Source organism: Pseudoalteromonas sp. KJ63-1 (assembly GCF_055808145.1).
The window spans coordinates 2,740,143-2,765,475 of sequence record NZ_CM147855.1 but is presented as its reverse complement, the minus strand read 5'-3'; the positions used below and the strand labels follow the sequence as shown (position 1 = coordinate 2,765,475).

At 40.5% G+C, this 25,333-nt stretch carries 22 protein-coding genes and 2 pseudogenes; 12 read left to right on the top strand and 12 right to left on the bottom strand.

Annotated features, from left to right (window positions below; all coding sequences use genetic code 11):
* Window positions 1-5 precede the first annotated feature (5 nt).
* Entirely contained in the window at window positions 6-827 is an 822-nt protein-coding gene (proC, locus tag AC0L7Q_RS13270) for a pyrroline-5-carboxylate reductase (RefSeq protein ID WP_138609266.1), read from the bottom strand.
* 17 nt (window positions 828-844) lie between these two features.
* Entirely contained in the window at window positions 845-1,558 is a 714-nt protein-coding gene (locus tag AC0L7Q_RS13265; protein WP_413400783.1) for a YggS family pyridoxal phosphate-dependent enzyme, read from the bottom strand.
* Window positions 1,559-1,560: 2 nt separating this feature from the next.
* On the opposite strand from AC0L7Q_RS13265, the gene AC0L7Q_RS13260 reads away from it, so the two are divergent.
* Window positions 1,561-2,601 (top strand): type IV pilus twitching motility protein PilT, encoded by a 1,041-nt coding sequence (locus tag AC0L7Q_RS13260; RefSeq protein ID WP_010391590.1) that lies wholly within the window; start codon window positions 1,561-1,563, stop codon window positions 2,599-2,601.
* 9 nt (window positions 2,602-2,610) lie between these two features.
* Window positions 2,611-3,747: a PilT/PilU family type 4a pilus ATPase gene (locus AC0L7Q_RS13255; RefSeq protein ID WP_413400782.1), complete on the top strand. Its 1,137-nt coding sequence runs from the start codon at window positions 2,611-2,613 to the stop codon at window positions 3,745-3,747.
* A 203-nt stretch (window positions 3,748-3,950) separates the two neighbouring features.
* On the opposite strand, the gene ruvX is transcribed toward AC0L7Q_RS13255, so the two are convergent.
* From ruvX to AC0L7Q_RS13225, 6 genes and pseudogenes are all read right to left on the bottom strand, one after another.
* Entirely contained in the window at window positions 3,951-4,400 is a 450-nt protein-coding gene (gene ruvX / locus AC0L7Q_RS13250; RefSeq protein WP_010391588.1) for a Holliday junction resolvase RuvX, read from the bottom strand.
* Window positions 4,401-4,417: 17 nt separating this feature from the next.
* Entirely contained in the window at window positions 4,418-4,975 is a 558-nt protein-coding gene (locus AC0L7Q_RS13245; RefSeq protein WP_010391585.1) for a YqgE/AlgH family protein, read from the bottom strand.
* A 127-nt stretch (window positions 4,976-5,102) separates the two neighbouring features.
* Complete coding sequence (gene gshB, locus AC0L7Q_RS13240; protein WP_010391584.1) at window positions 5,103-6,053, bottom strand: glutathione synthase; 951 nt, start codon at window positions 6,051-6,053, stop codon at window positions 5,103-5,105.
* Window positions 6,054-6,119: 66 nt separating this feature from the next.
* Window positions 6,120-6,853: pseudogene (gene rsmE / locus AC0L7Q_RS13235) on the bottom strand (16S rRNA (uracil(1498)-N(3))-methyltransferase).
* A 70-nt stretch (window positions 6,854-6,923) separates the two neighbouring features.
* Window positions 6,924-7,397: a hypothetical protein gene (locus tag AC0L7Q_RS13230; protein ID WP_010391582.1), complete on the bottom strand. Its 474-nt coding sequence runs from the start codon at window positions 7,395-7,397 to the stop codon at window positions 6,924-6,926.
* Between the two features lie 77 nt (window positions 7,398-7,474).
* Window positions 7,475-8,368 (bottom strand): DUF350 domain-containing protein, encoded by an 894-nt coding sequence (locus AC0L7Q_RS13225; protein ID WP_010391581.1) that lies wholly within the window; start codon window positions 8,366-8,368, stop codon window positions 7,475-7,477.
* Between the two features lie 78 nt (window positions 8,369-8,446).
* Here AC0L7Q_RS13225 and glnE point away from each other — a divergent pair, with 78 nt between their 5' ends.
* Complete coding sequence (gene glnE, locus AC0L7Q_RS13220) at window positions 8,447-11,242, top strand: bifunctional [glutamate--ammonia ligase]-adenylyl-L-tyrosine phosphorylase/[glutamate--ammonia-ligase] adenylyltransferase (protein ID WP_413400780.1); 2,796 nt, start codon at window positions 8,447-8,449, stop codon at window positions 11,240-11,242.
* 619 nt (window positions 11,243-11,861) lie between these two features.
* On the opposite strand, the gene AC0L7Q_RS13215 is transcribed toward glnE, so the two are convergent.
* The 3 genes from AC0L7Q_RS13215 to tolC all read right to left on the bottom strand — a co-directional run bounded on the left by AC0L7Q_RS13215 (window position 11,862) and on the right by tolC (window position 14,860).
* Window positions 11,862-12,434, bottom strand: a complete 573-nt coding sequence (locus tag AC0L7Q_RS13215) for a toxin co-regulated pilus biosynthesis Q family protein (RefSeq protein ID WP_138609258.1) — start codon at window positions 12,432-12,434, stop codon at window positions 11,862-11,864.
* 37 nt (window positions 12,435-12,471) lie between these two features.
* Window positions 12,472-13,395 (bottom strand): LpxL/LpxP family Kdo(2)-lipid IV(A) lauroyl/palmitoleoyl acyltransferase, encoded by a 924-nt coding sequence (lpxL, locus tag AC0L7Q_RS13210; protein ID WP_138609260.1) that lies wholly within the window; start codon window positions 13,393-13,395, stop codon window positions 12,472-12,474.
* A gap of 106 nt (window positions 13,396-13,501) precedes the next feature.
* Window positions 13,502-14,860, bottom strand: coding sequence for an outer membrane channel protein TolC (gene tolC, locus AC0L7Q_RS13205; protein ID WP_138608421.1), 1,359 nt, complete (start codon window positions 14,858-14,860; stop codon window positions 13,502-13,504).
* A 202-nt stretch (window positions 14,861-15,062) separates the two neighbouring features.
* Between tolC and AC0L7Q_RS13200 the strand changes: the two are divergent.
* The 9 genes and pseudogenes from AC0L7Q_RS13200 (at window position 15,063) to rraB (ending at window position 24,056) form a co-directional block, all read left to right on the top strand.
* Window positions 15,063-15,688, top strand: a pseudogene (locus AC0L7Q_RS13200) (NUDIX domain-containing protein).
* Window positions 15,689-15,718: 30 nt separating this feature from the next.
* Window positions 15,719-16,177 carry a DUF1249 domain-containing protein gene (locus AC0L7Q_RS13195; protein WP_055012529.1) on the top strand — a complete coding sequence of 153 codons (459 nt, stop codon included), beginning with the start codon at window positions 15,719-15,721 and terminating at the stop codon, window positions 16,175-16,177.
* Window positions 16,164-16,949, top strand: a complete 786-nt coding sequence (locus tag AC0L7Q_RS13190) for a metallophosphoesterase (RefSeq protein WP_413400778.1) — start codon at window positions 16,164-16,166, stop codon at window positions 16,947-16,949. Before AC0L7Q_RS13195 ends, AC0L7Q_RS13190 begins: the two co-directional genes overlap by 14 nt.
* Window positions 16,934-17,497: a YqiA/YcfP family alpha/beta fold hydrolase gene (locus tag AC0L7Q_RS13185; protein ID WP_413400777.1), complete on the top strand. Its 564-nt coding sequence runs from the start codon at window positions 16,934-16,936 to the stop codon at window positions 17,495-17,497. Before AC0L7Q_RS13190 ends, AC0L7Q_RS13185 begins: the two co-directional genes overlap by 16 nt.
* Before the next feature lie 20 nt (window positions 17,498-17,517).
* Window positions 17,518-19,407, top strand: coding sequence for a DNA topoisomerase IV subunit B (gene parE, locus AC0L7Q_RS13180; protein WP_413400776.1), 1,890 nt, complete (start codon window positions 17,518-17,520; stop codon window positions 19,405-19,407).
* 31 nt (window positions 19,408-19,438) lie between these two features.
* Entirely contained in the window at window positions 19,439-20,533 is a 1,095-nt protein-coding gene (locus tag AC0L7Q_RS13175) for a PQQ-dependent sugar dehydrogenase (RefSeq protein WP_413400775.1), read from the top strand.
* 10 nt (window positions 20,534-20,543) lie between these two features.
* A complete protein-coding gene (gene parC / locus AC0L7Q_RS13170; RefSeq protein WP_010391560.1) occupies window positions 20,544-22,841 on the top strand; it encodes a DNA topoisomerase IV subunit A in 2,298 nt (765 codons plus the stop codon).
* A gap of 166 nt (window positions 22,842-23,007) precedes the next feature.
* The gene (locus AC0L7Q_RS13165) at window positions 23,008-23,721 is read left to right on the top strand and encodes a 1-acylglycerol-3-phosphate O-acyltransferase (protein ID WP_413400774.1); all 714 of its coding nucleotides are present in this window, start codon (window positions 23,008-23,010) and stop codon (window positions 23,719-23,721) included.
* Entirely contained in the window at window positions 23,721-24,056 is a 336-nt protein-coding gene (gene rraB, locus AC0L7Q_RS13160) for a ribonuclease E inhibitor RraB (protein WP_008110603.1), read from the top strand. Before AC0L7Q_RS13165 ends, rraB begins: the two co-directional genes overlap by 1 nt.
* A gap of 31 nt (window positions 24,057-24,087) precedes the next feature.
* Here the strand turns inward: rraB and AC0L7Q_RS13155 are convergent.
* A protein-coding gene (locus tag AC0L7Q_RS13155) for an IS3 family transposase (RefSeq protein WP_409423192.1) occupies window positions 24,088-25,322 on the bottom strand; the annotation gives its coding sequence in 2 pieces (ribosomal slippage) (window positions 24,088-24,971 and window positions 24,971-25,322; 1,236 coding nt in all).
* Window positions 25,323-25,333: the final 11 nt, after the last annotated feature.

Below are 25,333 nucleotides of genomic sequence, written 5' to 3'. Positions count from 1 at the left end.
TGGTTTTAAAGTTCTTGTTCCATTTGCACTGCACGCGCAATACACGCATCCATTGCATCACCCACAGTTTGGGTTAAACCTTGCGCTTTTAAATGCTCAACAGCTGCATGCGTGGTACCGCCTTTTGAGGTTACATTGGCGCGCAGTTGCGAAATGCTAATATCTGGTTGGCTAAGTGCCATTTCAGCTGCGCCTAGCGCTGTTTGCTGTACTAAGCGACGCGCGTCTTCATCATTAAAGCCAAGTGCTTTCGCTTTTTCTTCAATCGCTTCCATAAATAAGAAAAAGTAAGCTGGCGAAGAGCCTGTCACAGCAATGATATCGTTAATTTGCGATTCTTGCTCTACCCACACAACTATACCTGTACATTCAAAAACTTGTTGTACAAATTCATGTTCGCTTTGCGTTTCGCCAGCGCCATACAAGCCCGATACACCACGGCCAAGTAACGACGGTGTATTTGGCATACAACGCACCATTTTCACATCTTGGCCAAGCATTTCACGTAAGCGTTTAACGGTTAGACCTGCAGCGACTGAGATAAATAATTTATCACTAAAGTCGATGCCTGAATCTTGAAATGATTGGCACAAGTCGCCCATCATTTGTGGTTTAACAGACAGAACAATGACATCTGCATCGCGCATAGCTTCGTTATTGTCACTGGTGGTTTGCACCTTAAAGTCGGATGCTACCTTGGCTAGTTTTTCTTGGTTGCGGTTAGTCGCAATTATGTTGTTTGCGTTAAAGCCGTTTTTTACCATGCCACCAATGATGGCGTAGCTCATATTACCTGTGCCTATAAATGCGATTTTTTTATCTGACATATGTCTGTTATCACCTTTTAAGTTCGTGTTCCAAAAATATCTGTGCCGATCCTCACCATGGTTGAACCTGCCGCTATGGCAGCCTCTACATCGTTACTCATCCCCATCGACAACGTATCTATATGAGGATATTGGGTCTGTAGTTTATCAAAGCAAGTTTGTAATAGCTCAAAATATTTAATTTGCGTGTTAGCATCGTCACTTTTTGCAGGAATAGCCATTAGTCCGCGTAGTTTTAATTGCGAGCATTGGCTTATAAATTGTGCTAGTTGGTCTATTTCCTCTACGGCACAGCCGGATTTCGCGTCTTCTGCGCTAATATTAACTTGTATCAGTATATTAAGTGCGGGCATTCCCTGTGGGCGCTGAGCGTTTAAGCGTTTTGCTATTTTTAGTCTGTCGACGCTTTGTACCCAGTCAAAATTAGCAGCCACCAAAGCGCTTTTATTTGACTGTATAGGGCCAATGAAATGCCAAACAATATCGCTAAATGTGGCTAGTTGCGCTATTTTATCTACAGCTTCTTGAACATAAGATTCACCAAATTGGCGTTGCCCTTGCTCATATGCTGCCATAATATCAGAGACGGGTTTGGTTTTAGATACTGCAAGTAACGTAATGTCGTTACTATTGCGCTGTGCATTTTGCGCTGCCTCTGCAATTCTAGCGTAGGCGGATGTGAGTCGTTCTGCTATTGTAACCATATATTTATCAGTTAGTTGTGGAGTCATAAATGGATATCACCGAATTATTGGCATTTAGTGTGCAACATAAAGCATCAGATTTGCACTTATCATCAGGGGTGTCACCTATGATACGTGTTGATGGCGATGTGCGACGAATTAATATACCAGCACTTGGAGATAAAGAAGTCAGCAGTCTGGTTTATGATATTATGAACGATAACCAGCGTAAGGACTATGAACAAAATCTCGAAGTGGATTTCTCTTTTGAAGTCCCTAATTTAGCACGTTTTCGTGTAAATGCCTTTAACTCTAATCGTGGTCCTGCTGCCGTGTTCCGTACAATCCCGAGTGACGTACTGACACTTGAAGATTTAGGCGCGCCGGAAATATTTAAACAAATTTCAGATAACCCACGAGGCTTAGTCTTAGTTACCGGTCCTACAGGCTCAGGTAAGTCGACTACACTCGCAGCCATGGTGGACTATATAAATCAAAATAAACATCACCATGTACTGACCATTGAAGATCCTATCGAATTTGTGCACGATAATAAACTCAGCTTAATTAACCAGCGTGAAGTTCACCGCGATACACATAGTTTTTCTAATGCCTTGCGAAGTGCATTGCGTGAAGACCCTGATGTTATTTTGGTTGGTGAGTTACGAGATCTAGAAACTATTCGTCTTGCTATGACTGCGGCTGAAACCGGTCACTTAGTATTTGGTACTTTGCATACCACGTCGGCACCTAAAACCATTGACCGTATTATTGACGTATTTCCTGGTGAAGAAAAAGACATGATCCGCTCTATGCTTTCCGAATCATTGCGTGCGGTTATCTCACAAACACTGATCAAGAAGGTCGGTGGTGGGCGAGTGGCTGCACACGAAATTATGTTGGCAACGCCCGCTATTCGTAACTTAATTCGTGAAGATAAAATTGCTCAAATGTATTCATCAATTCAAACCGGTGCATCGCAAGGGATGCAAACCATGGATCAATGTTTAACGAATCTAGTTAACCGAGGCATTATCACTCACTCTGCGGCGTATACAAAAGCACAAGATAAGACGCAGTTTAGCGCTTAAGGAATTATTATGACTTTATCTCTAAATCACTTTTTACAAATAATGATCGACAAAAAAGGCTCTGATTTATTTGTATCAAGCCAGCTGCCTATCAGCGCTAAAATTAATGGTGAGCTCACACCTCTTAATGATGACAAACTAACCGATGAGCAAGCGCTGGAATTAGTTGAATCAGCGATGAGTGAAAAGCAAAAAGCAGAGTTTCATAACACTAAAGAGTGTAACTTTGCGATTGCAACCAGTGAAGGGCGCTTTCGTATTTCGGCTTTTTGGCAACGCGACAGAGCGGGGATGGTTATTCGCCGGATTGTGACCCAAATACCTGATGTAAAAGAACTTGGATTGCCCTCAGCGCTTACTGATGTGATTATGTCAAAGCGCGGACTGGTATTATTTGTCGGTGGTACGGGAACAGGTAAATCAACCTCTTTGGCGGCGCTTATTGGTTATAGAAATCGTAATCAACGAGGGCATATTTTAACTATAGAAGATCCCATTGAGTTTGTGCATGAACATAAAAAAAGCATTATTACTCAACGTGAAGTGGGCTTAGATACTGAAAGTTTTGAGTCAGCACTCAAAAGCTCTTTACGACAAGCGCCTGATGTTATTTTAATTGGTGAAATTCGATCGCAAGAAACTATGGAGTATGCGTTAAGCTTTGCAGAAACAGGTCATCTATGTGTTGCCACCTTGCATGCTAACAATGCTAACCAAGCTATTGATCGTATTATGCATTTAGTGCCAAAAGAGAAGCACGATAAGCTTAAATATGATTTAGCATTAAACTTACGCGCTATTATTGCCCAGCAGCTTATCCCAACCTCTGATGGGGAGGGACGTGCTGCTGCTATAGAGGTATTATTGAATACGCCAATGGTGAGTGAGCTGATTAAAAACGGTAACATTGGTGGTATTAAAGAAACTATGGCCAAATCAACTGAAATGGGCATGCAGACCTTTGACCAAGCGCTGTTTGAGCTTTACAGACAGCAACGGATTAACTATGCCGATGCACTTCATCATGCAGACTCGCCAAATGATTTACGTTTAATGATAAAACTGCGTAATAACGAGCAGCAAGGGGCAGGCTTTTTGCAAGGTGTAACCATTGATGGCCTTGATGATAAAGGTAATATTACCTAAGGACAATTAACTCGTTGCTGCCTACATGGATGTAAGCCAGTAGAATAACGTAGGAGCAATTATCGAACCCACTAGGTTACAAACCTCGCGCCGCGATTAAATTGCTCCTAGTTTGAACGAGTTTTAATCCGTAAAGACTAACAGACCCTAGTCAAAATCCACACGTAAAAAAAGCGCCTTAGGCGCTTTTTTGTTAAATCAATTTATTCGCCATAACTGGCTTCAAAAAAGCTCTCTAGAATAATCACCGCAGACATATTATCTACGTTGCCTTTACCTAAGTTTTTATAACCACCACGTTCAAACAATCGTGCTTTAGCATCAGCGGTAGTTAAGCGCTCATCTTGAGTATGAACCGCAATACCGTAATGATTATGCAATCGATTGGCGAACTTTTTGGCTTTAAAGGTAACCTCTTGTGAGGTGCCATCCATATTAAGCGGTAAGCCAACCACCATTAAGTCAGGTTGCCACTCTTTTACCTGTACAGCAATGTCATCCCAATTAGGGATGCCATCTTGAGCTTTCACCGCCTTTAGGCTGGTGGCGCTGCCTGTCAATTCTTGACCAATTGCAATACCAATGCTCTTAGTACCAAAATCAAATCCCATTACGGTGCGCTCACCTTGCGCTTTTACAGTTTTTTTAGTCATGTTTGTCTTTTATGTTATTAGGCATGTCCAGCTTCAGGGCTTAATTGGCTAACATCAAAACCAAGCATAGAGACTGCCATTTCCCAGCGCTTTTCCACTGGGGTATCAAAAATTATTTTAGGGTCGGCTTTTATAATCAACCAGCTATTATCAAGTAGCTCTTGTTCTAGCTGGCCTTGCTCCCAACCTGAGTAACCTAAGGTAATTATAAATTGCTCGGGTGCTTGAGCAGTAGTTAATGTGGCTAATACATCTTTTGAGGTAGTGATCATAATATCACTACTCAACTTTTGGCTTGCCGAATACCCCGGTTTTGGTGAATGTAGTACAAAGCCACGATCCGTTTTTACCGGCCCGCCAGCATACACTGTCACTTGCGCAGCATGTTGCGACTTATCGTTATCAATATCAATTTTGTCGAGTAGCTCACCTACGGTAACATCAATCGGCTGATTGATAACAAGTCCCATAGCGCCTTCTTCATTGTGTTCACAAATATAAGTGACCGCACGTTTAAAAAAAGGGTCTTGCATTGATGGCATTGCGATTAAAAAATGATTTTCTAATGACTGCATAATTTTTACCCTTTTAGTTATTGAATCTTGAGTATGGCATAGTCCCATGTTTTAACACTAAAATTTATTCAACTTTAAGCGGTGACTATAGAAGCGCCACTGCTTAAATTTTGTTATGGCTTTAATATTATTTACTAAGCTTTCTCTCTATAGCATCAAATAAAATACCGGTAATAGAAATCTCGTAAGCGGCCTCAATTTCTTTAACACAGGTTGGTGCTGTTACGTTAATTTCAGTTAACTTATCGCCAATGATATCTAAGCCAACAAATATTAAGCCTTTTTCTTTCAATGTAGGGGCAACTGCTTGAGCAATTTTAAGATCTGACTCACTAATTGGGCGTGCTTCACCACGTCCGCCGGCGGCTAAGTTACCGCGCGTTTCGCCGTTTTGTGGGATACGCGCTAAACAATAAGGAATAACTTCACCATCAACAACCAATACGCGCTTGTCACCTTGAGTGATCTCTTCAATGTAATTTTGCGCCATCGCAAAGCGACTGCCATGCTCAGTTAAGGTTTCGCATATTACGCCAATATTGGCATCATCTGCTTTTACTCTAAAAATAGAAGCACCGCCCATACCATCCAATGGTTTTAAAATAATATCTTTGTGCTCGGCTAAAAATTCACGGATTTGCTTTTGGCTGCGCGTAACTAACGTATCAGGTGTATGCTCACTAAACCAAGCGGTAAATAGTTTTTCATTGGCGTCACGCAAGCTCTGTGGCTTATTAATAACTAAAGTACCCGCTTGCTCAGCACGTTCTAAAATATAGGTTGCGTAAATATATTCAGTATCAAAAGGCGGATCTTTACGCATTAAAATAACGTCTAAGTCAGCCAGTGCAATGGTGGTTTTTTCTTCAAGTTGGTACCACTTTTCTGCGTTATCAAAAACCTGTGCTTTGGCTGCAGTAGCGTAGGCATTGCCTTGACGCAGCGATAAATCATCCATTTCCATGTAGTAAATTTCGTAGCCACGGGTTTGAGCTTGCATCATCATTGCAAAACCGGTGTCTTTTTTAATATTAAATCCACTAATAGGATCTGAAATAATACCTAACTTAATTGCCATGCGCTGTGCCTTAGTTTATGTGTTTTTTACAACTGTAATCTTGATATGTGGGTGCTTTTAGTTATTTCAATTAGCTAAATCGCCAAATTGTAATTGCAGTGCGCTTAAAACGGTTAACGCTGCTGTTTCTGTGCGAAGTACCCGCGGGCCTAAGCGAATATCTACAAATTCTTGTTGCTTTGTTTGTGCTATTTCATCGTCGGTAAATCCGCCTTCAGGCCCTACTAAAAAGCGCACGCCGTCATCGGGAACGGTAAGGGTTTTAATACTGTGTTCGGCGCGAGGATGCAAAGTTAATTTAATGGCAGCTGTTTGCTGTTCAAGCCAGGTTTTTAAATCAACAGGTGAGTGTACTTTTGGCACAAAGTTGCGCCCAGATTGCTCTGCTGCGGCAATGGCTATTTTTTGCCATTGCTGGTGTTTTTTTCTAAGCGGTCGCCACTTAGTTTTACGCCGCAGCGCTGGCTAAAAATAGGGGTGATTTCAGTGATCCCTAATTCAACAGACTTTTGAATGGTAAAATCCATTTTGTCACCACGGGATACGCACTGGCCTAAATGAATTTTTAATGGTGATTCAACGTCATGAGGATTAAATTCAAGCGGCATAACAACCACGCTCTTTTTACTCACCTCAATAATTTCACTTAGAAACTCTCCGCCTTCACCATTAAAAATAGAAACCTGCTCGCCCACTTTCATGCGCAACACACGGCCTATGTGCCCTGCAGCATCATCGTCAAGGTTTAAAGGAGTATTAAGGGCAATTGGTGATGATTGATAAATATGAGGCACTCGCATGGCAAATCACTTTTTTACATAGAAGTTATATCCCTCTATGGTAAGTAAGCAAAGGCTTGGGTGCAATTATTTATTTTTCATATTCAGGGACTGCAAGCTCTGTTAGTTCTTGTGCGGTTTGGGCTATATCGGTATCACAGGACAAATGATTTGAATGGCACTCTTCATTTATGGGGTTAATGTCATAGCCATGATTGGTTTGACTAATAATATAGCGTTTTTCATGTAATGAATTATAAATAAAGCGCTGTGTATCATCAGCGAGCAAATAATCTGTTTGGTTGAATAATACGCCTTGAACATTGTGGTGTTCGTGAAGGTAGCTGGCCAGTTCTGAAATACTGATTTCGTTCTCAATATCGCAATAGCAATAATCTTTAACGAGTTCATCAAACATCATTTTAACCAGCTTTTGCGTGTTCGCACCGGCTATTATGATGTCCTTTTTAGCAGCATCATTAGTATTTATGTAATGTTTTACAAATGCTCGGCTGAACTCGTTATCTATATCGATTAATAGATAACTTCCTGTTTTAATTGCCATATGCCTAAAGTCCCTGTTAATTTACCAAACAATTAAATAGGGACGTTAAGCAACGGCTAAATTTAATGAGTTTGGTACTAAATTGAAAACATACTTATTAATAAATAACCAATAGCACAAAATACAGCAAATTCAATACAGGCAATGCCAATATTATCCTGATGATCGACTTCAAGTGCGGTATCTATATTTGGCATTGAAATAATTTTTATAATATACGTTAAACAGTATAGTAACAGCCACATCACACCGCAATGCATTACCAAAGTAAATAAGTTCTCTACCATTTTACCGTTTTGAAACGCCGCACTCGATAAACCAGCATACGCAGCAAGAGCTAAGCCTATTGATTTACCCGCATAGCGAATACCAATGGAGGTGTTTTCTAAACCAAAGTTACTTTGCAAAGAGGCCCCTTGGTTGGCTTTAGCAAAGCGGTTTTCGCGTATTTTACTGTCTAGGGCAAACATGCCTTGTAAAACAAAAAAGCTTACCGAGGCTATTAATAAATTACTAAAGCCTTGAGTGTGTGTCCACGTATATAAACCCAATACTAAAATGCAGTTGGCAATCAGCATGCCTGAATCAACCAACGCAGCACAAACGTTTTGTTTTAATATAGCTGCTTCTTCATTAAAGCGGCGTAAAATCCATTTACGGTGGATTAAATGTCCCATTTTTATAAACGAAAATAACAGCACAATTAATAAAATGACTTTCAGCGGATTTGATTGAGCGGTGCTAATACTAATTTCATCGAACAAAAATGCCATCGTGGCGATCACGACTGATATTTCAGAAGCAAAACTAATTCCCATTGCAAAGTTATCATGTTGCGCTAATTCTTCTTTAAGTGCTTGTTTTGCTTTTATTTGAGTAATAATTCTTAAACTGATGATAATAATACAAATAACCACAAAACTAATAGCAATCGCAACTAAACTAGTGTTAGATAATGACAAGTATGACATGGTGTTCCTAAATAGATTTACCTTGATAGGTTTTTAACCATTCTAGTATGGTTATTGGTGAGATAAAAGAGGGTATTGATGAGTAACGACACGCAGCTTCCTATTGAATTACAAAAACTGGGTGAAACGCGTTTTGCAACGCTGTATCCCGAACAACAAATCCAGCAGCAATTCGTGCGTTTATTAGCGTTAAGTGATTTTGCTTGGCGCAGTTTAAGCTCTCAACCTTCGCTGTTGTCTTGGTTGCTATGCGAAGTTGAAATTAATAATAGAGAAATTTCAGATCCCTTTGCAACACTTAATATAAATGAAGTGGAAGAGCAGCAGTGTCATCAATTACTGCGCCAATATCGTGAAAAGTACTGGCTAAAAGTCGCTTTTTTAGACTTATGTTGTGAAAACTCAATTGCGGATAGCATTAAATACATTAGTGAACTTGCCAATAAACTGATAGATAGTGCTAATCAATGGGCCTACAATAATGTTGCTAAAACTAATGGTGAACCATTAGATGAAGATAAAAACGCTTTACCATTAATGGTACTAGGCATGGGGAAGTTAGGAGGGCAAGAGCTAAATTACTCATCTGATATAGACCTTATTTTTGCATACCCCCGCAACGTTAAAACCCAAGGTGGTCGTCGCTCGCTCGAAGCATCTGTTTTTTATACTAAAGTGGCCCAAAAGTTAATTACAGCCCTGAACCAATGCACCGTGGATGGCCAAGTATTTCGGGTTGATATGCGTCTGCGCCCATTTGGTGAAAGTGGTCCGTTGGTGATGAGCTTTAATGCCATTGAAGACTATTACCAAGAGCAAGGGCGTGATTGGGAGCGCTACGCGATGTTAAAAGGGCGATTAATTGGCACGCCTAGTCGTTATTGGCAGGAATTTAATACTTTGCTGAGACCTTTTGTTTATCGCCGCTACATTGATTTTTCTGTGATTGAATCGCTTAGAAAAATGAAACTCATGATTGCCCAAGAAGTGCGTCGTAAGCGCTTAACTAATAACATTAAATTAGGTGGTGGCGGCATTCGCGAAGTTGAATTTATTGTTCAAGCATTGCAAATGGTCAGGGGCGGCAGAGAAGCAAATTTACAAACACAATCTCTATTAACTGCATTAGAGCAGCTAACTTTTAGCCAAGTGATTGATGAGCATGAAGCCAGAGGGCTTAAAAATAACTATCTTTATTTACGTATGGTAGAGCAATACCTACAGATTTTTGATGATCAGCAAACACAAACTCTGCCTGATGATGAGCTAAATCAGCAACGGCTGAATGTATTGTTGAAGCAAGGTAATTTTGACTCAGCTATTGAAAAAATAGAACAGGTCATGGCGCAAATTCATAATGAGTTTATTCAGGTAATTGGTGAAGAAACCGAACCACTTGATACTTGTGAAGGCGCGTTTATAAGTACTTGGGATCATGGTGATGTTAGCTTTTTGAATGAACCAAGAGAAGAGTGGCAAACACCATTACATGACTTCAAACAGCGCCTATCTAAAGCCAAAGTGGGCAACCGTGGACGCGATATTCTTGATAAATTAATGCCTGCATTGCTCAAGCAATTAAATGACTTTAATGCTACTGCCAGTGCGTTTACAACGGTATGTCAAATACTAAATAAAATTATTTCGCGCACCGCTTATTTAGAGTTGTTGTATGAAAACCCTGGAACGTTAAAGCAGTTAGTTTTGCTCTGTTGCCATAGTAAGTGGATTGGAGAGCATATTTCATTGTATCCCATTTTGCTCGATGAACTTATCGACCCTGCAGTGCTATACAAACCGACCCCATTAACAGCATATAAAGATGAAATAAGACAGTATTTTTTACGTATTGAACATGACGATCTTGAACAACAAATGGAGGCATTACGTCAGTTTAAACAAACCCACCAATTACGTATTGCCGCCGCAGATGCCACTGGCGTAATTGATGTAATGAAAGTAAGCGATCACTTAACCGCACTTGCAGAAGCGATAGTTGATCAGGCTGTTAATATTGCTTGGTATCATTGTGTTAAACGTTTTGGCATGCCACCTAATACCGATGATGAACATAAAGGCTTTGCCGTTATTGCGTATGGAAAAACCGGTGGTTTTGAGGTGGGTTATGACTCTGATCTCGATTTAGTGTTCGTGCATAACCATGACGGTACCAGCTATACCTGTGGCGACAAGGCAATTGACTCAAGGCAATTTTATTTAAAGCTAGCACAGCGTTTAATGCATTTATTTAATACCCGTACTGCCTCAGGTATTTTATATGAATTAGATACTCGACTTCGCCCAGAGGGGGCGTCAGGGTTATTAGCGATTAACTTAGAGAGTTTTAATCATTACCAACAAACTCAAGCATGGACGTGGGAGCATCAAGCTTTAGTCAGAGCGAGGCTGATTTTGGGGCAAACTGAATTAGTAACGCGTTTTGCACAAATTCGCGCCGAGATATTGTGTCAAAAACGTGATGTTGAGCTGTTAAAAACCGACGTGATTAAAATGCGCGAAAAAATGCGTGGTCATTTAGCTAAAGGTAACGAGCAGCAGTTTGATTTAAAACAAGACGTGGGGGCGATGACCGATATTGAGTTTATCACCCAATATTTAGTATTAAAGTACGCTCATGAGTTTAACCACTTATGCGACAATTCTGACAATGTCAGAATTTTAACGGACGCGGCTAAAATTGGTTGCATTACAGACACACAGAAACAGCAACTTATTAAAGCTTATATAGATTATCGCTCACGCTATCATGTGTTGAGCTTAGATCAGCAGGGTCGTTGTGTAAAACGTGAAGATTTTAGTAAAGATATCAATAATGTAACTGCTGTTTGGAAAGCTATTTTTGAGTTGGACTGATTTATAAGCGCTCAATGACTATTGAGCGCTTATAAAGCCAAGGGTCTGTTGATCTTTGCGGATTGATATTTGTTCAAACTAGGGGCAATTTAGTCGCGGCGCGAGGTTTGTAACCTAGTGGGCTAAGTAAGAACCGAGCAAAGCTTCCGCGTCCTGCTCACGCCCCTTACCTACATCCATGTAGGCAACAAAGAGTTAATTGCCCCTAGGCAGAACCCTTCGGGCAGCGCCTGTTTGGCATTTATTCCACGTTATCGCCTATTTATGGGGAATAACCACATTATACCCAAATTGCCTCAATATGCAGAATTCAGCTTTTCACAGGGACTTAATATCAAGGCGTTCCCTTTGCAATAATGGTCGTCCCTTTTAAAAAGGAACAATAAAGGGAGTAAGTTTCTGTGAAACGCCCTGCGGGTTGGTTTAAAAGCTATTTATACTGCGTTATTGATTTTAACAAGGGAATAACCATTATTTTCAATCAATGCCTTGTCAAAATAGCTTTTAATTCCAACTGAAACTCGCAGATTAAGGCAACTTGGGTATAGATAGGCTCTGCCTTGCCTAAATACCAAACAGACTGCTGCAAACTCAACCTTGAAAGGTCAACAGACCCTAGTTAATTGCTTAGCTTTAAACAGTGTGTACGTACAAATTCAGACGGTAGCTCGGTAATGACCGCTGCACGTTGTTTAGGGCAGAAGAACGCATACACTTCATTTGAAAAGTCATCATTAATAGAGCGGCTAACGCGGTATAAAGCGGAATTAAAACTGCTATCGATTCGAAAGTGATCTTTAACAACGTAATCCTTATCTAAGTACCATAATAATGTAACCCCTTCGTTATTAGCATATTGGGTAAGAACGGTACGTAAGGTTGAATCAGGTTGAAAGCGACGCGGGCCTACTTCTCCACTCCAATTTAAAGGCATGGGTTCTACTACAAAAGAGCGTTGGTTTAGCGCTCTGTCGAGACTAAGATCGGGTTTTTCGAGTTCAATTACAAATTTGTCATTGTCTTTATCGGTAGTAATCCTATCTCTAATTGATGCATAAAACCGCGATAATCCCTCAGCCGCAGCATTAGTGGTTTGTTGATAATTGAGCGACGATGTACCATTTAGTAAAAAGTAAATGGCTGCACCAATTAACAATAAAGCTAAAAGTATATATCTAATCCAAAACCACATGGCTGTTACTCGTCTTTGTTATTTTAATAACCCATCTTTAATAAAAAGATGGAGCGTCTTTATCTGGGCGTGTTTTAAAACGTCTATGCAACCACATATATTGTTCAGGGGCGGCATTTATTGATTGCTCCATGCGCTGATTAACACGTGTTACATCGGCTTTATCATCGCCGCTTGGGAAATTTTCAAGCTCAGGTACGATTTCTAAGTGATACTTTCCGTTGTTATCCCTGTAAGCAATTAAGCTCATTGTTTCGCAGTTTTTACTACCTGCAAACATTAGTGTACCAGTGGTTGTTGCTGTATCGGGTACTGCGTAAAAAGGCACAAACTCACAGCGGTTACGGCCATAATCCTGATCGGGTAAGTAATAACACAGCTTTTTATTTTTTAATGATTTTAATAATCCTTTTACGTCTTTTTTCCCAACCATGTATTCATTAGAGCGAAGACGTCCATTGGTGGTAAAGTATTCCATAAGCGGATTGTTATGCGGGCGGTAAAAGCCAATACCTTGGCACTTCAAACCCATTACACGACTTGTCATTTCAAGATGAAGTATATGTGGAACAAGTAATAAAACACCTTTTCCTGATTGTTGTACGCGCTCAAAGTGCTCAAGCCCTTTTATTGACCCGAGTACTTTTTTGACCCGCCATTGTGGCCACCACCAAGCCATACCGGTTTCAACCATGGCAATACCGGTATTTTCCATATTTTTAAGTACCAGTTGTTGTTGCTCGGCTTCGCTCATTGTGGGGAAACAGCGTTTAATATTAACCTCAGCAATATGCCTTCTACGCTTCATATATTTATGAACCAAGCGTCCTAGCTGCTTACCCATAGCTAATTGTAGTTTTTGCGGTAACCAAGAAATGAGATATAAAAACAAAACGCCAATCCAGGTTAGCCAGTAACGAGGACCTAAAAAAGAGGTTTTAAAAGGGGATGAGTTAACCACAAAAATTTCTCTAAAAATAAAAGGCTAGTTTAACGCTATGTGTTAAAAAATACAAAAAGCCAGCAAAAAGCTGGCTTTAGTGATTATTTATAATGAAGTCGTCTGCTTAGTTAACAGTATTTAAACCTTGGTTTATACCCACTAAATCTTCACGGCTTAATGTTCCTGTCGCTTGTTTTAAGCGAAGCGTTGATACAACATAACGATAACGCACATCAGCAAGATTACGCTTTGCATTGTACAAGTTTTGCGTACTGATCAGTACATCAACGATTGTACGTGTACCTACTTCAAAACCCGCTTCAGTGGCTTTTAATGCGCTTTCTGCTGAGATAACCGCTTGCTCAAGCGCTTTGAATGTCGCAATGTCAGATACCACTTGATTGTAAGAAGTAATTACAGAGCGAGTTACTGCACGATAATCGGTTTCAAAATCTTGGCTAGCAGCAACGTAAAATGCACGTGCTTGATCTGTTGCAGCAACCGTTGCGCCACCTGAGTAAAGTGGTACGCTAAAGTTTAGTCCAATAGAGCTAGAATCTGAACGAGGTTGATCGTCAAAACTAACGCCATTTGACTCGCTATCTGTCAATGAGTCGCCGTAGCTAGCATTTAACGTTAGTTTTGGATAATGACCTGCTTTTGCGAGTTCAATTTGTTCTTTAGCTATATCAACCGTGATTTTTGATACCTGCAGATTCAAATTTTTGTCTTTAGCTATTTTAACTAAATCAGTTGCAGGCGTACTTGGCTTAACAGTAGAAAACGTTTTGGTGTTTAACATATCAAGTTTTGCGTGATACTTACCAGTGATCTCACGTAGCTGCTCACGGGCTGTTTCTACCGCATTATTAGCAATGATCTCTTGCGCTACTGAGTTATCAAATTGTGCTTGTGCTTCATGTACATCGGTAATAGCTGTTAAACCTACAGCGTAACGCTGTTTAGTTTGTTCAAGTTGGCGCTCAATGGCACGTTTTTCAGCTTGTACAAATTCAAGGTTATCAATAGCGCTAAGTACGTTAAAATAACCCTCAGCAACACGAACAATTAGGTTTTGCTTAGCAAAGTCGTATTGACCGCTTGCTTGAAGTGCTTGTTTGTCGGCTATACCTAACGAATTCCATGCGCCTAAATCAAATAACGTTTGGCTTAAGCTAATACCACGAGAAAACTCGTCGCTTTCAGAATTAATTTTATTAATAGAAGATAAATCTTCAGATTGTCTGAAGGAAGTTGAGTCAGACTTTGTATAACCCATAGTCAAACCAATTTGCGGTAATAATGCGCTCATAGCGCGATCGCTTTGGTATGATTGAGCATCAGCTTGGGCTTTTGCTTTTAAAACGGTAGGATCGTTGGCTGTTGCGATTTCAAAAACTTGAAGTAAATCTTCAGCATTGGCTACGGTTGAGCCCAATGCGCATGATAAACTAACCAGTGCTGCAAGGATGTTCTTTTTCATGTGATGTTCGGTCCTTAGACAATTTTTGTACTACAGGCATGTTAACCTGTTTTACTTAATAACTAAAAAAATTAGTAAAACAACGTTTTCAAGTGTAACAGAATATATACCTAACACGCCTCATTCGCTCAATTTAGCGTTTTAATGGGGCTGGCAATCAAGGCGTTGATGTATCTACGCTTTCAAAAAGGAAATAAAAAACATGGCGAATAAAAGTCGTACTCAATTTACCCATGATGATGTGAGATTAAAACCGGTTGAAAATTTGTATAAGGGTTTTTTAAAATAAACCTTTATCAATTTCAGCATGCCCTGTTTGCTGGTGGAGAGTCTGAGGTTATTCGTCGAGAAATTTTAGAGCGTGGCGATGCGGTCGCGGTATTACCTTATGATCCAGTCACTGAGCAAGTATTGCTTATAGAACAAATTCGAATTGGCGCAATTAAAAGCAAACATACGCCTTGGCTGTTAGAATGTATAGCGGGTATGACCGATGGCAGTGAAGATTACGAAGCGGTTGTTAAAAAAGAAGCGCTTGAAGAAGCGGGGCTTAATTTAACAGAACTTGAGTTTATGTTGTCTTACCTTTCAAGCCCCGGCGGTACTACAGAGCGTTTGTTCTTATATTTAGCTCACGCCGATTTAAGCCAAATGAGTACTGGCATTTATGGGTTAGAAACCGAAGGTGAAGATATTAAAACCCATATTATGCACGTAGACGAAGCACTACAGCGACTTAATAGTGGTGAAATAGATAATGCTGCTACCGTAATTTGCTTGCAATGGTTAGCGCTAAATCGCGATAAGATACGTAAAAAGTGGGCATAGTTTTTAATTTTTAATAGTAATGGCGGTATTTTGACAGCACTTTTAACCACTAATCGGTACATTCAAAGCCTTCCAAAGTATTTAACGCTTTGTGAGCACAATTACGTACGCCTTTTAAAACTACTGCCTCATGAGCAAGTGATTGGCAATGTAAGAGAAATTAAATTAGGGCACAGTGAATTTGCAATTCACATAGATGATAGTGCTAAGTACACACTTGATGTTTCTATTAAACAGTTAAATGGCATGCTCGTTGGCATTGCACCGCTGTATTTAACGGTACGTTTGTACAATGATGCGAAGGTGGCTGAAATTGTTCATCATGACTACCACCAACGAATTAAGCCTTCTTATGGTTACCCTAACCCAAAAATGCATCAAAAAGATGAAAAGTATCAGTTAAATGCTTTTTTGTATGACTGGTTGGTAGCGTGTGTTGAAAGAGGTCAATCAACACTTAATTGGGATGTAAATAATGGCTTGGTTTGATGACATCTATTATTTTGAACAAACTACGCTTCGAATTGCACATCTAACTGATTGCCACCTTTTTAGTGATAAAGATGCTGAATACTTTGGCGTTAATACCGCTGAACATTTTGTTAAAGCATTGGCTGATATAGCAAAGCAGCAGCCGGATGCGTTGATATTTGGTGGTGACCTAACACAAGATCACAGCTTTAATTCGTATTTATTATTTGCAGAACTTATTCATAATAGTGACGTTGATTGCCCGGTATTTTGGGTGCCTGGTAACCATGATGAGATTGAACAGCTTAATTTAATTAGTGGCGGGCAAATACAACACGCTAAACACATAGTGGCGCAAGGAATTGAGCTAATATTAATTAACTCTAAAGGTGATACACCAGCAGGGTGGGTTAGCGCCACACATTTAGATGAAATTATGGCGTGCTTAGTTAATTCAAGCAATCGCCACATTGCATTTTGTCATCATAACCCATTGCCTATTAATGGCTACCTAGATAAACATATGCTAGAAAATGGGCCGCAATTATTAAATTTATTAGTTAATAATGGCTGCGTTGATGCGCTGTTTCATGGGCACGTTCACAATGACTACCAACAGCAGTTTAGAGGGCTTAATGTGTACGCCACTCCTGCAAGTTGCGTGCAGTTTAGTAAACACAATGAGACTTGGCAGCAAGAAAATAAAGGGTCAGCTTATCGCATGCTGTATTTAAATGCTGAGCAACAACAGCTGCACATACACTCGGACGTGGTATGGTTAAACGGGTAATTTATATTCACGGTTTTAATAGCTCTGAAAAATCATATAAAGCTGTGCGCTTTGGTGAGCTTATGGCACACTATGATGTTGATTATTGTGTGCCGCGCTTAAATCATGAGCCTGTAGAGGCTATTATAGCGCTTGAGCAACTATTAACACCGAATACCGTATTATTGGGCAGCTCGTTAGGTGGTTTTTTTGCCACGTATTTATCGCAGCGTTATCAAATTCCTGCAGTGGTAATTAATCCTGCCGTTGCCCCATATACATTATTAGAGCCTATACTTGGGCCTAATTATAATCCGTATCAAGATTATAATTACCAATTACAAACTCGTCATATAGATGCGTTAAAAGCATTAACGGTGACAGAGTTAAAACACCCTGAGCTGTTATATTTATTACAGCAAACAGGGGATGAAGTGTTAAATTTTCAGCACGCAATAAAGTATTACTCACAATGTAAACAGTTAATTGAATTTGGCGGCGATCATAGCTTTAATGGCTTTGAACGAGCTTTTTCAAGCATTGTCGATTTTCTTAAAATCAGATATTAGCGTATATAAAGATAAAAACTATGACTCAACAAAATTATAACGCCGAAGCCATTGAAGTACTTAATGGATTAGAGCCGGTAAAACGCCGCCCTGGCATGTATACAGATACCACAAGGCCAAACCATTTAGGCCAAGAGGTTATTGATAACAGTGTTGATGAAGCAATGGCTGGGCACGCAACACGCATTGATGTCATTTTACATGAAGATAATTCGCTTGAAGTGAGTGACGATGGCCGAGGTATGCCAATTGACATTCACCCAGAAGAAGGTATTCCAGGAGTTGAGTTAATATTTACTAAGCTGCATGCCGGCGGTAAGTTTTCAAACAAAAACTATCAATTTTCTGGTGGCTTGCATGGCGTAGGTATCTCGGTCGTTAATGCACTATCTACCCGCGTGGAAGTAACGGTTCGCCGTGATGCACAGCAATTTAGAATGGCTTTTGAGCATGGCGATAAAGTTGAAGATTTAAATGTGATTGGCTCAGTGGGTAAACGCAACACCGGTACTACTGTTCGTTTTTGGCCAGACACCAGCTATTTTGACTCTGCTAATTTTTCTTTGACTAAGCTTAATCACTTATTAAAAGCCAAAGCGGTTTTATGCCCAGGTTTGCGTATTAAGTTTGTAAATAAACAAACGAAAGAAACCCAAGAATGGTTTTATGAAACAGGCTTAAAAGATTACTTAATTGAAGCCGTTAAAGGTTACGAAATACTACCTAAAGACCCATTTGTGGGTGAGTTTTCAAGTTCTATTGAAGGCGCTGATTGGGCGGTAGTATGGATGCCTGAAGGTGGTGAGTCGATAGCCGAAAGTTATGTAAACTTAATTCCTACCGCGCAAGGGGGCACCCATGTAAATGGTCTGCGCCAAGGTTTACTTGAAGCAATGCGTGAATTTTGTGAGTTTAGAAATTTATTACCACGTGGCGTAAAGCTCACCCCAGATGATATTTGGGAACGTTGTAGTTATGTGTTGTCGGTTAAAATGCAAGACCCACAATTTGCAGGACAAACCAAAGAGAAACTCTCATCACGTTCATGTGCTGCGTTTGTATCGGGTGTAGTAAAAGATGCCTTTAGCCTATGGCTAAATGAGCACACTGACACCGCAGAGCTACTTTCTGAATTATGTATTTCTAATGCACAGCGTCGCTTACGTGCGGCTAAAAAAGTAGTCCGTAAACGAGTAACATCAGGTCCAGCATTACCGGGTAAGCTTACCGACTGTAGCGCTGCGGATAATGACCGTACAGAATTGTTTTTAGTAGAGGGTGATTCTGCAGGCGGCTCGGCAAAGCAAGCACGAGATCGTGAGTTCCAAGCAATTATGCCGCTAAGAGGTAAAATTTTAAATACTTGGGAGGTTGAGTCAGGGCAAATTTTGGCCTCTCAAGAGGTGCACGATATTTCAGTTGCGCTAGGTATAGACCCAGACTCAGCCGATATGTCGGGACTACGTTATAATAAAATTTGTATATTAGCGGATGCTGACTCCGATGGACTGCATATTGCCACCTTACTATGTGCCTTATTTGTGCGACATTTTCCACAGTTGGTTAAAACCGGACATGTGTATGTTGCTATGCCACCGTTATTTAGAATTGATATTGGCAAAGATGTTTACTATGCGCTGGATGAAGATGAAAAAAACGGCATTTTAGCGCGCATAGAAGCAGAAAAAAAACGTGGCAAAGTAAACGTACAACGCTTTAAAGGTTTGGGTGAAATGAACCCGCTACAATTGCGTGAAACAACCATGGACCCAAATACTCGCCGTTTAGTACAGCTTACTCTTGATGAAGAGCAGCAAACGATGGAAATGATGGATATGCTACTCGCTAAAAAGCGCTCATCAGATCGCCGTCAATGGTTAGAAGATCACGGTAACAAGGCACAAGTTTAATAAGCCTTTGGGCTTAAAGCAGGAGAGGCAAATGAATAAGTTATTTAGCACACTGTTGTTACTCGGCTTAATATCATCGCCAGTGATGGCGAAAAATATACTCGACAAGCTGACGGTTGCACCGGGTTTTGAAATCAGCTTATTTGCTGATGATGTTGAAAATGCCCGGCAAATTGCAGTATCAAACAGAGGTATAGTGTATGCAGGGTCGCGTAAGGCGGGTAATGTATATGCACTGATTGACCATAACAGCGATGGCGTTGCTGATAAAAAAATAGTGATTGCAGAGGGGTTAAATATGCCCTCGGGATTAGCAATTAAAGGCGGCGACTTATATGTCGGTGAAGTGCACCGTATTATTCGTTTTAAAAATATCGATAAACACCTCAAAAATCCTGAGTATGAAGTGTTTTATAGCGATTTACCGTCAGAGCGTCACCATGGTTGGAAGTTTTTGCGCTTTGCACCAAACGGCGAGCTGATAATTCCCGTGGGCGTACCGTGTAATATTTGTGAAGAAAATGCTCGCTTTGGCCGTATTTTTTCGTTAAATACCGACACCAAAGAAATAACGACCTTAGCCAAAGGTGTACGTAATACGGTGGGTTTTGACTTTCATCCGAGTACGCAAATGCTATGGTTTAGCGATAACGGCCGCGACATGATGGGGGATGATATTCCTCCCGATGAGCTAAACCGAGTCACTAAGGAAGAAGAGCACTTTGGTTTTCCATACGTGCATGGTGGCGTTATTGTTGATTCTGAGTTTGGTGAAGGCAAAAATATTGCTGATTACACTCAACCTGCATTGGCATTGGGGGCGCATGTTGCGCCACTAGGTATTCATTTTTATACCGGCAAACAGTTCCCAGATAGCTACAAACAACAGTTGTTTGTTGCTGAGCATGGTTCATGGAATCGCTCCAAAAGGGTCGGTTATAAAGTGGCTGTGGCAACCATAGAAAATGCCAAAGTAACTAAATATACGCCATTGATCACCGGCTTTATGCAAGACGAAACTACATTTGGACGCCCTGTTGCATTTGCACAATTAAATGATGGCAGTCTATTGGTAAGCGATGATTACGCTAACGTAATTTACCGCGTAAGCTATAAGAAAAACTAGGTAAGCTTTAATGAGTGATACAGATACCTTGCTAATGCAAGGAATTGAACAGCAAACAATGGGGCGTTTTACCGAAGACGCTTATTTAAATTATTCAATGTACGTGATCATGGATCGTGCCTTACCGCACGTTGGTGACGGCCTAAAACCCGTTCAGCGTCGTATTATCTATGCGATGAGTGAATTGGGGTTATCGGCAAGTGCTAAATACAAAAAATCAGCCCGTACCGTGGGTGATGTATTAGGTAAATACCATCCTCATGGTGATAGTGCCTGTTATGAAGCCATGGTACTTATGGCGCAGCCGTTTTCTTATCGCTACCCGTTAGTTGATGGTCAAGGTAACTGGGGGGCTGCAGATGATCCTAAGTCGTTTGCGGCAATGCGTTATACTGAAGCGCGTTTATCTAAATTCTCTGAAGTATTACTTAAAGAGTTAGGCCAAGGGACCGTTGATTGGACGCCAAACTTCGACGGCACCATGGATGAGCCTTTAGTATTGCCATCGCGCTTACCGCATATATTACTTAATGGTGTCACCGGTATTGCGGTAGGTATGGCAACCGATATACCGCCGCATAACGTGCGTGAAGTAGCCAGTGCCTGTTGTTTATTACTTGATAAACCAAAAACAGAACTCGAAGAGTTACTGGATTTAGTACATGCGCCAGATTACCCAACTGATGCTGAAATAATTACGCCAAAAGCTGATATTCACAAAATTTATAAAACTGGCCGTGGCTCAATTAAAATGCGCGCTGTGTATTGTGAAGAGCAGGGCGATATAGTTATTACTGCGTTACCGCATCAATGTTCGGGTGCAAAAGTACTTGAGCAAATTGCAGCGCAAATGAATGCTAAAAAGTTGCCGATGGTTGCTGATTTACGTGATGAATCTGATCATGAAAATCCGACCCGCATTGTGATTGTGCCGCGTTCAAACCGAATTAAAGCTGAGCCATTAATGGCACACTTATTTGCCACCACCGATCTTGAAAAAAATTACCGCGTAAATTTAAATATGCTCGGCTTAGATGGCCGTCCACAGGTTAAAGATTTACGGAGTATTTTAACTGAGTGGTTAACCTTTAGACGCGAAACGGTACGTCGTCGCTTGCAATATCGACTTGATAAAGTGCTGGCACGATTACATATTTTAGAAGGTTTACTAGCTGCCTTTTTAAATATTGATGAAGTCATAGAAATCATCCGCTCTGAAGATAAGCCTAAACCAATATTGATGGAACGCTTTGATTTAACAGATATTCAAGCAGAGGCCATTTTAGAATTAAAACTTCGTCATTTAGCAAAACTTGAAGAGTTTAAAATTCGTGGTGAGCAAGATGAATTGGCGAAAGAGCGTGACAAATTAGAGCAAACACTGGGCTCAGACCGTCGCATGTCGACCTTATTGAAAAAAGAAATTCAAGAAGCCGCAGAAATGTATGGTGATGATCGCCGCTCGCCAGTGATTGAGCGTGTAGAAGCTAAAGCACTAAGCGAAAAAGATTTAATACCATCAGAGTCAGTAACCGTGGTGTTATCAGATAAAGGCTGGGCACGTGTTGGTAAGGGGCATGACTTAGATGTGGAAGGATTAAATTACCGCGCTGGTGATGGCTATAGAGCATCAGCGAGAGGTAAAAGTAATCAACCAGCGGTATTTTTAGATTCAGCAGGGCGTGCATTTGCTACTGATGCTCATAGCCTCCCTTCAGCGCGAAGCCAAGGCGAGCCAATGACAGGGCGCTTTAACTTAACCTCGGGCGCCAGCTTTGAGCATGTAGTTATGGGTGAAGACGCTCAAGTGTTGTTAATGGCCTCCGACGCTGGTTATGGCTTTATTACTGACTTTAAAGATTTAGTGAGCAAAAACAAAAACGGTAAAGCGTTAGTGAGTGTGCCAAAAGGTGGTGTATTACTTTCGCCAATTCGCGTTAACGACGTGGCTACTGACTACTGTATGGCGATTTCTAACGAAGGGCGGATGTTGTTATTCCCACTGCGTGACCTACCTAAGCTAGGTAAGGGTAAGGGCAATAAAATTATTTCTATTCCGGGTGCGAAAGTGCAAGCCCGCGAAGAGTTTGTAAAAGTATTAGCTGTTGTACCACAAGGCAGTAGTGTTACGCTGCATGCAGGTAAACGTAAGCTGACCCTTAAACCAAGCGACCTTGAGCACTATCATGGTGAGCGAGGGCGCAGGGGGAATAAGTTACCTCGTGGCTTACAGCGCGTTGATGAAGCTGTGGTAGAGTTAACACCGCAGCAAGTAGATGAACCAAGCTCAGACGCAGAGCCAAGTTAATCCTGAGATCAAATTAGATGAAATTAGAAAACGGCTTACCTAGGTAAGCCGTTTTTTTATGACTGTTTTATTTCAGCGCACGCTTGTGCGCTATTTTCTCGTCTACGCAACAAAATAACGTTATAATAGAGCAATACATGATTGTGGTTATATTGGAGAGGCGCATTTGCTAGCTGTTATACGTATTTTAATAATGCTGTTGTTTATATTGTTAAGTTGTTTTTTTGGTTTGTTATTATCAATATTTAGACCATTTCATCCTAATAATGTGCACGTTATTGCAAGTTGGTTTGGTTCAGTGGCTAAAATGCTTGGGGTTAAATTAGAACTAAAATATCATCCCGATGCGCTTAAGGTGGGGCCTGCTGTGTATGTAGCGAATCATCAAAATAGCTACGATTTATTTACTATTCCAGCGATGGTGCCAAAAAATTGTGTGAGTGTTGGCAAAAAAAGTCTGAAGTGGATCCCATTTTTTGGTCAGCTTTATTGGTTGTCGGGTAATATTTTAATCGACAGAGCAAATCGCTCTAAAGCGGCAGGCACTATTTCTAAAGCAGCGGCTAAAATAAAACAAAAAGGCTTATCGGTGTGGATGTTCCCTGAGGGGACGCGTAGTTATGGTCGTGGTTTACTCCCCTTTAAAACCGGTGCGTTTCATACAGCAATGAGTGCAGAGGTACCTGTTGTGCCAGTATGTATGAACACAACCGATAAAACCATTAAACTAAATCGCTGGGATAATGGTACAATTTACATTGAAATGTTAGCCCCCATAGCACTTGATAACAGTATCAGTGCACGTGAACATGCTAAAAGTGTGCACAGCATTATGGCTGCTAAAATAACAGAATTAGATGCTCAAGTGAGAGAGAAATAATGGAAAACTGGCGTGAAATAAGTGAAGACATCGTAACTTCATTACTTGAAGATGGTTCCGATCCGGAAATTCTTTATGAAGTAGAACACCACTTTGTATGTGAAGACTTTACTAAGTTAGAACAAGCTGCACTTGCTGCGTTTAAACTAGGTTACGATGTAGAAGAGCCAGCAGAACTTGAGCTTGAAGACGGTGAAAAAATTTGGAGTTTTGACATTGTTGTTGAAGCCGAATTAGATGTTGACGTTATAATGGAAGACGTTGATAAACTTGCACAGCTTGCTGTTGAATGCGACGTAGAATACGATGGTTGGGGCACTTACTTTCAAGAGTAAGGGTGTCCCGTCCTGAAATAGGTTGACGGTTTTAATGAAAGACTTGGTGCGAAAGCGCCAGGTCTTTTTTATGCACTTGATTTGGTGTTTTCATATTCAAACTTAAGTGCGGTCGCATTTCATTGTATATAAATATCGATTCTTCAACGAGCTCTTTTAACTCTGCCATATTACGACATTTATACAGTAGAAACTCTTGTTTTAATATCCCGTTAATACGCTCAGCTAATGCGTTTTGATAACAGTCATATCCATCGGTCATAGATGGCCTAATTCCCTCCTTTAATAGCATACCTTGATATACTTCAGAGCAATATTGTAAACCTCTATCTGAATGATGAATAGCATCACGTTTATACACCCGCTGCTTAATCGTCATCTCTAACGCTTTGACTACATCAGTTGCCTTCATTTCATCACTGAGCTCATAACCCATTATTTTTCGACTATAAGCATCAGTGACTAACGACAGGTAATGCACGCCTTGCGATGACTTTACGTATGTAATATCACTAACGAAGACTTCCTCGGCCGCAGTAGGTTTGTATTCTTTTAGTAAATTGGGATGCTTGTGCATCCAATGATTACTATTTGTTGTTTTAGTGTAATTTTTCTTTGGTTTTACAAGCAAGTCATGCTCTCTCAAATAGTCAAAAAAACAATCTCGGCCTAGTTTAATGTCACGCTCTTGCAGCTCTGGCTTTATCATCAGATAAAGTTTCTTCCCACCAATACGAGGCATGAATTGCCGCCAATACATCACTAACTCTTTGACTGGCTTCAACGCTTTATTCCGAGAATCTATTCTGCGCATAGCTTGATAGTAACCTTGTCGCGTTATGCCATATGCACGGCATAAAGGAGTAAGCTTTACTTGCTGGTTTTCTTTTGCGCGCGTGATAGCTCGGATATGTACTTTTTTCGCAAACCCGCTCCATATTCTTCATCCATAATATTAATCATTTCATCTTTGATTAAATCCTTTAGGCGTAACTCCTCTACCTCGCGCTCTAAACGTTTAATTTTTTGTGCTGGGGTTTCTTTTGATTTAGGCATGTTGGCTATATAAGTTGGTTTAGACCAATCTAATTTACCATGTTTTCGCAGCCATACCAGAACGGTGCTACGACCTTGAATACCGTAATGACTTTGCGCCTGTTTATATGTGAAGTCGCCTTTTTCTACTTGCTCAACAATGGATAATTTAAAGCCTAATGTATAATCTCGTTGAGTACGCTTAACGTCTTTAGTTTTAGTGGTTTTCATAAAATAAGTCC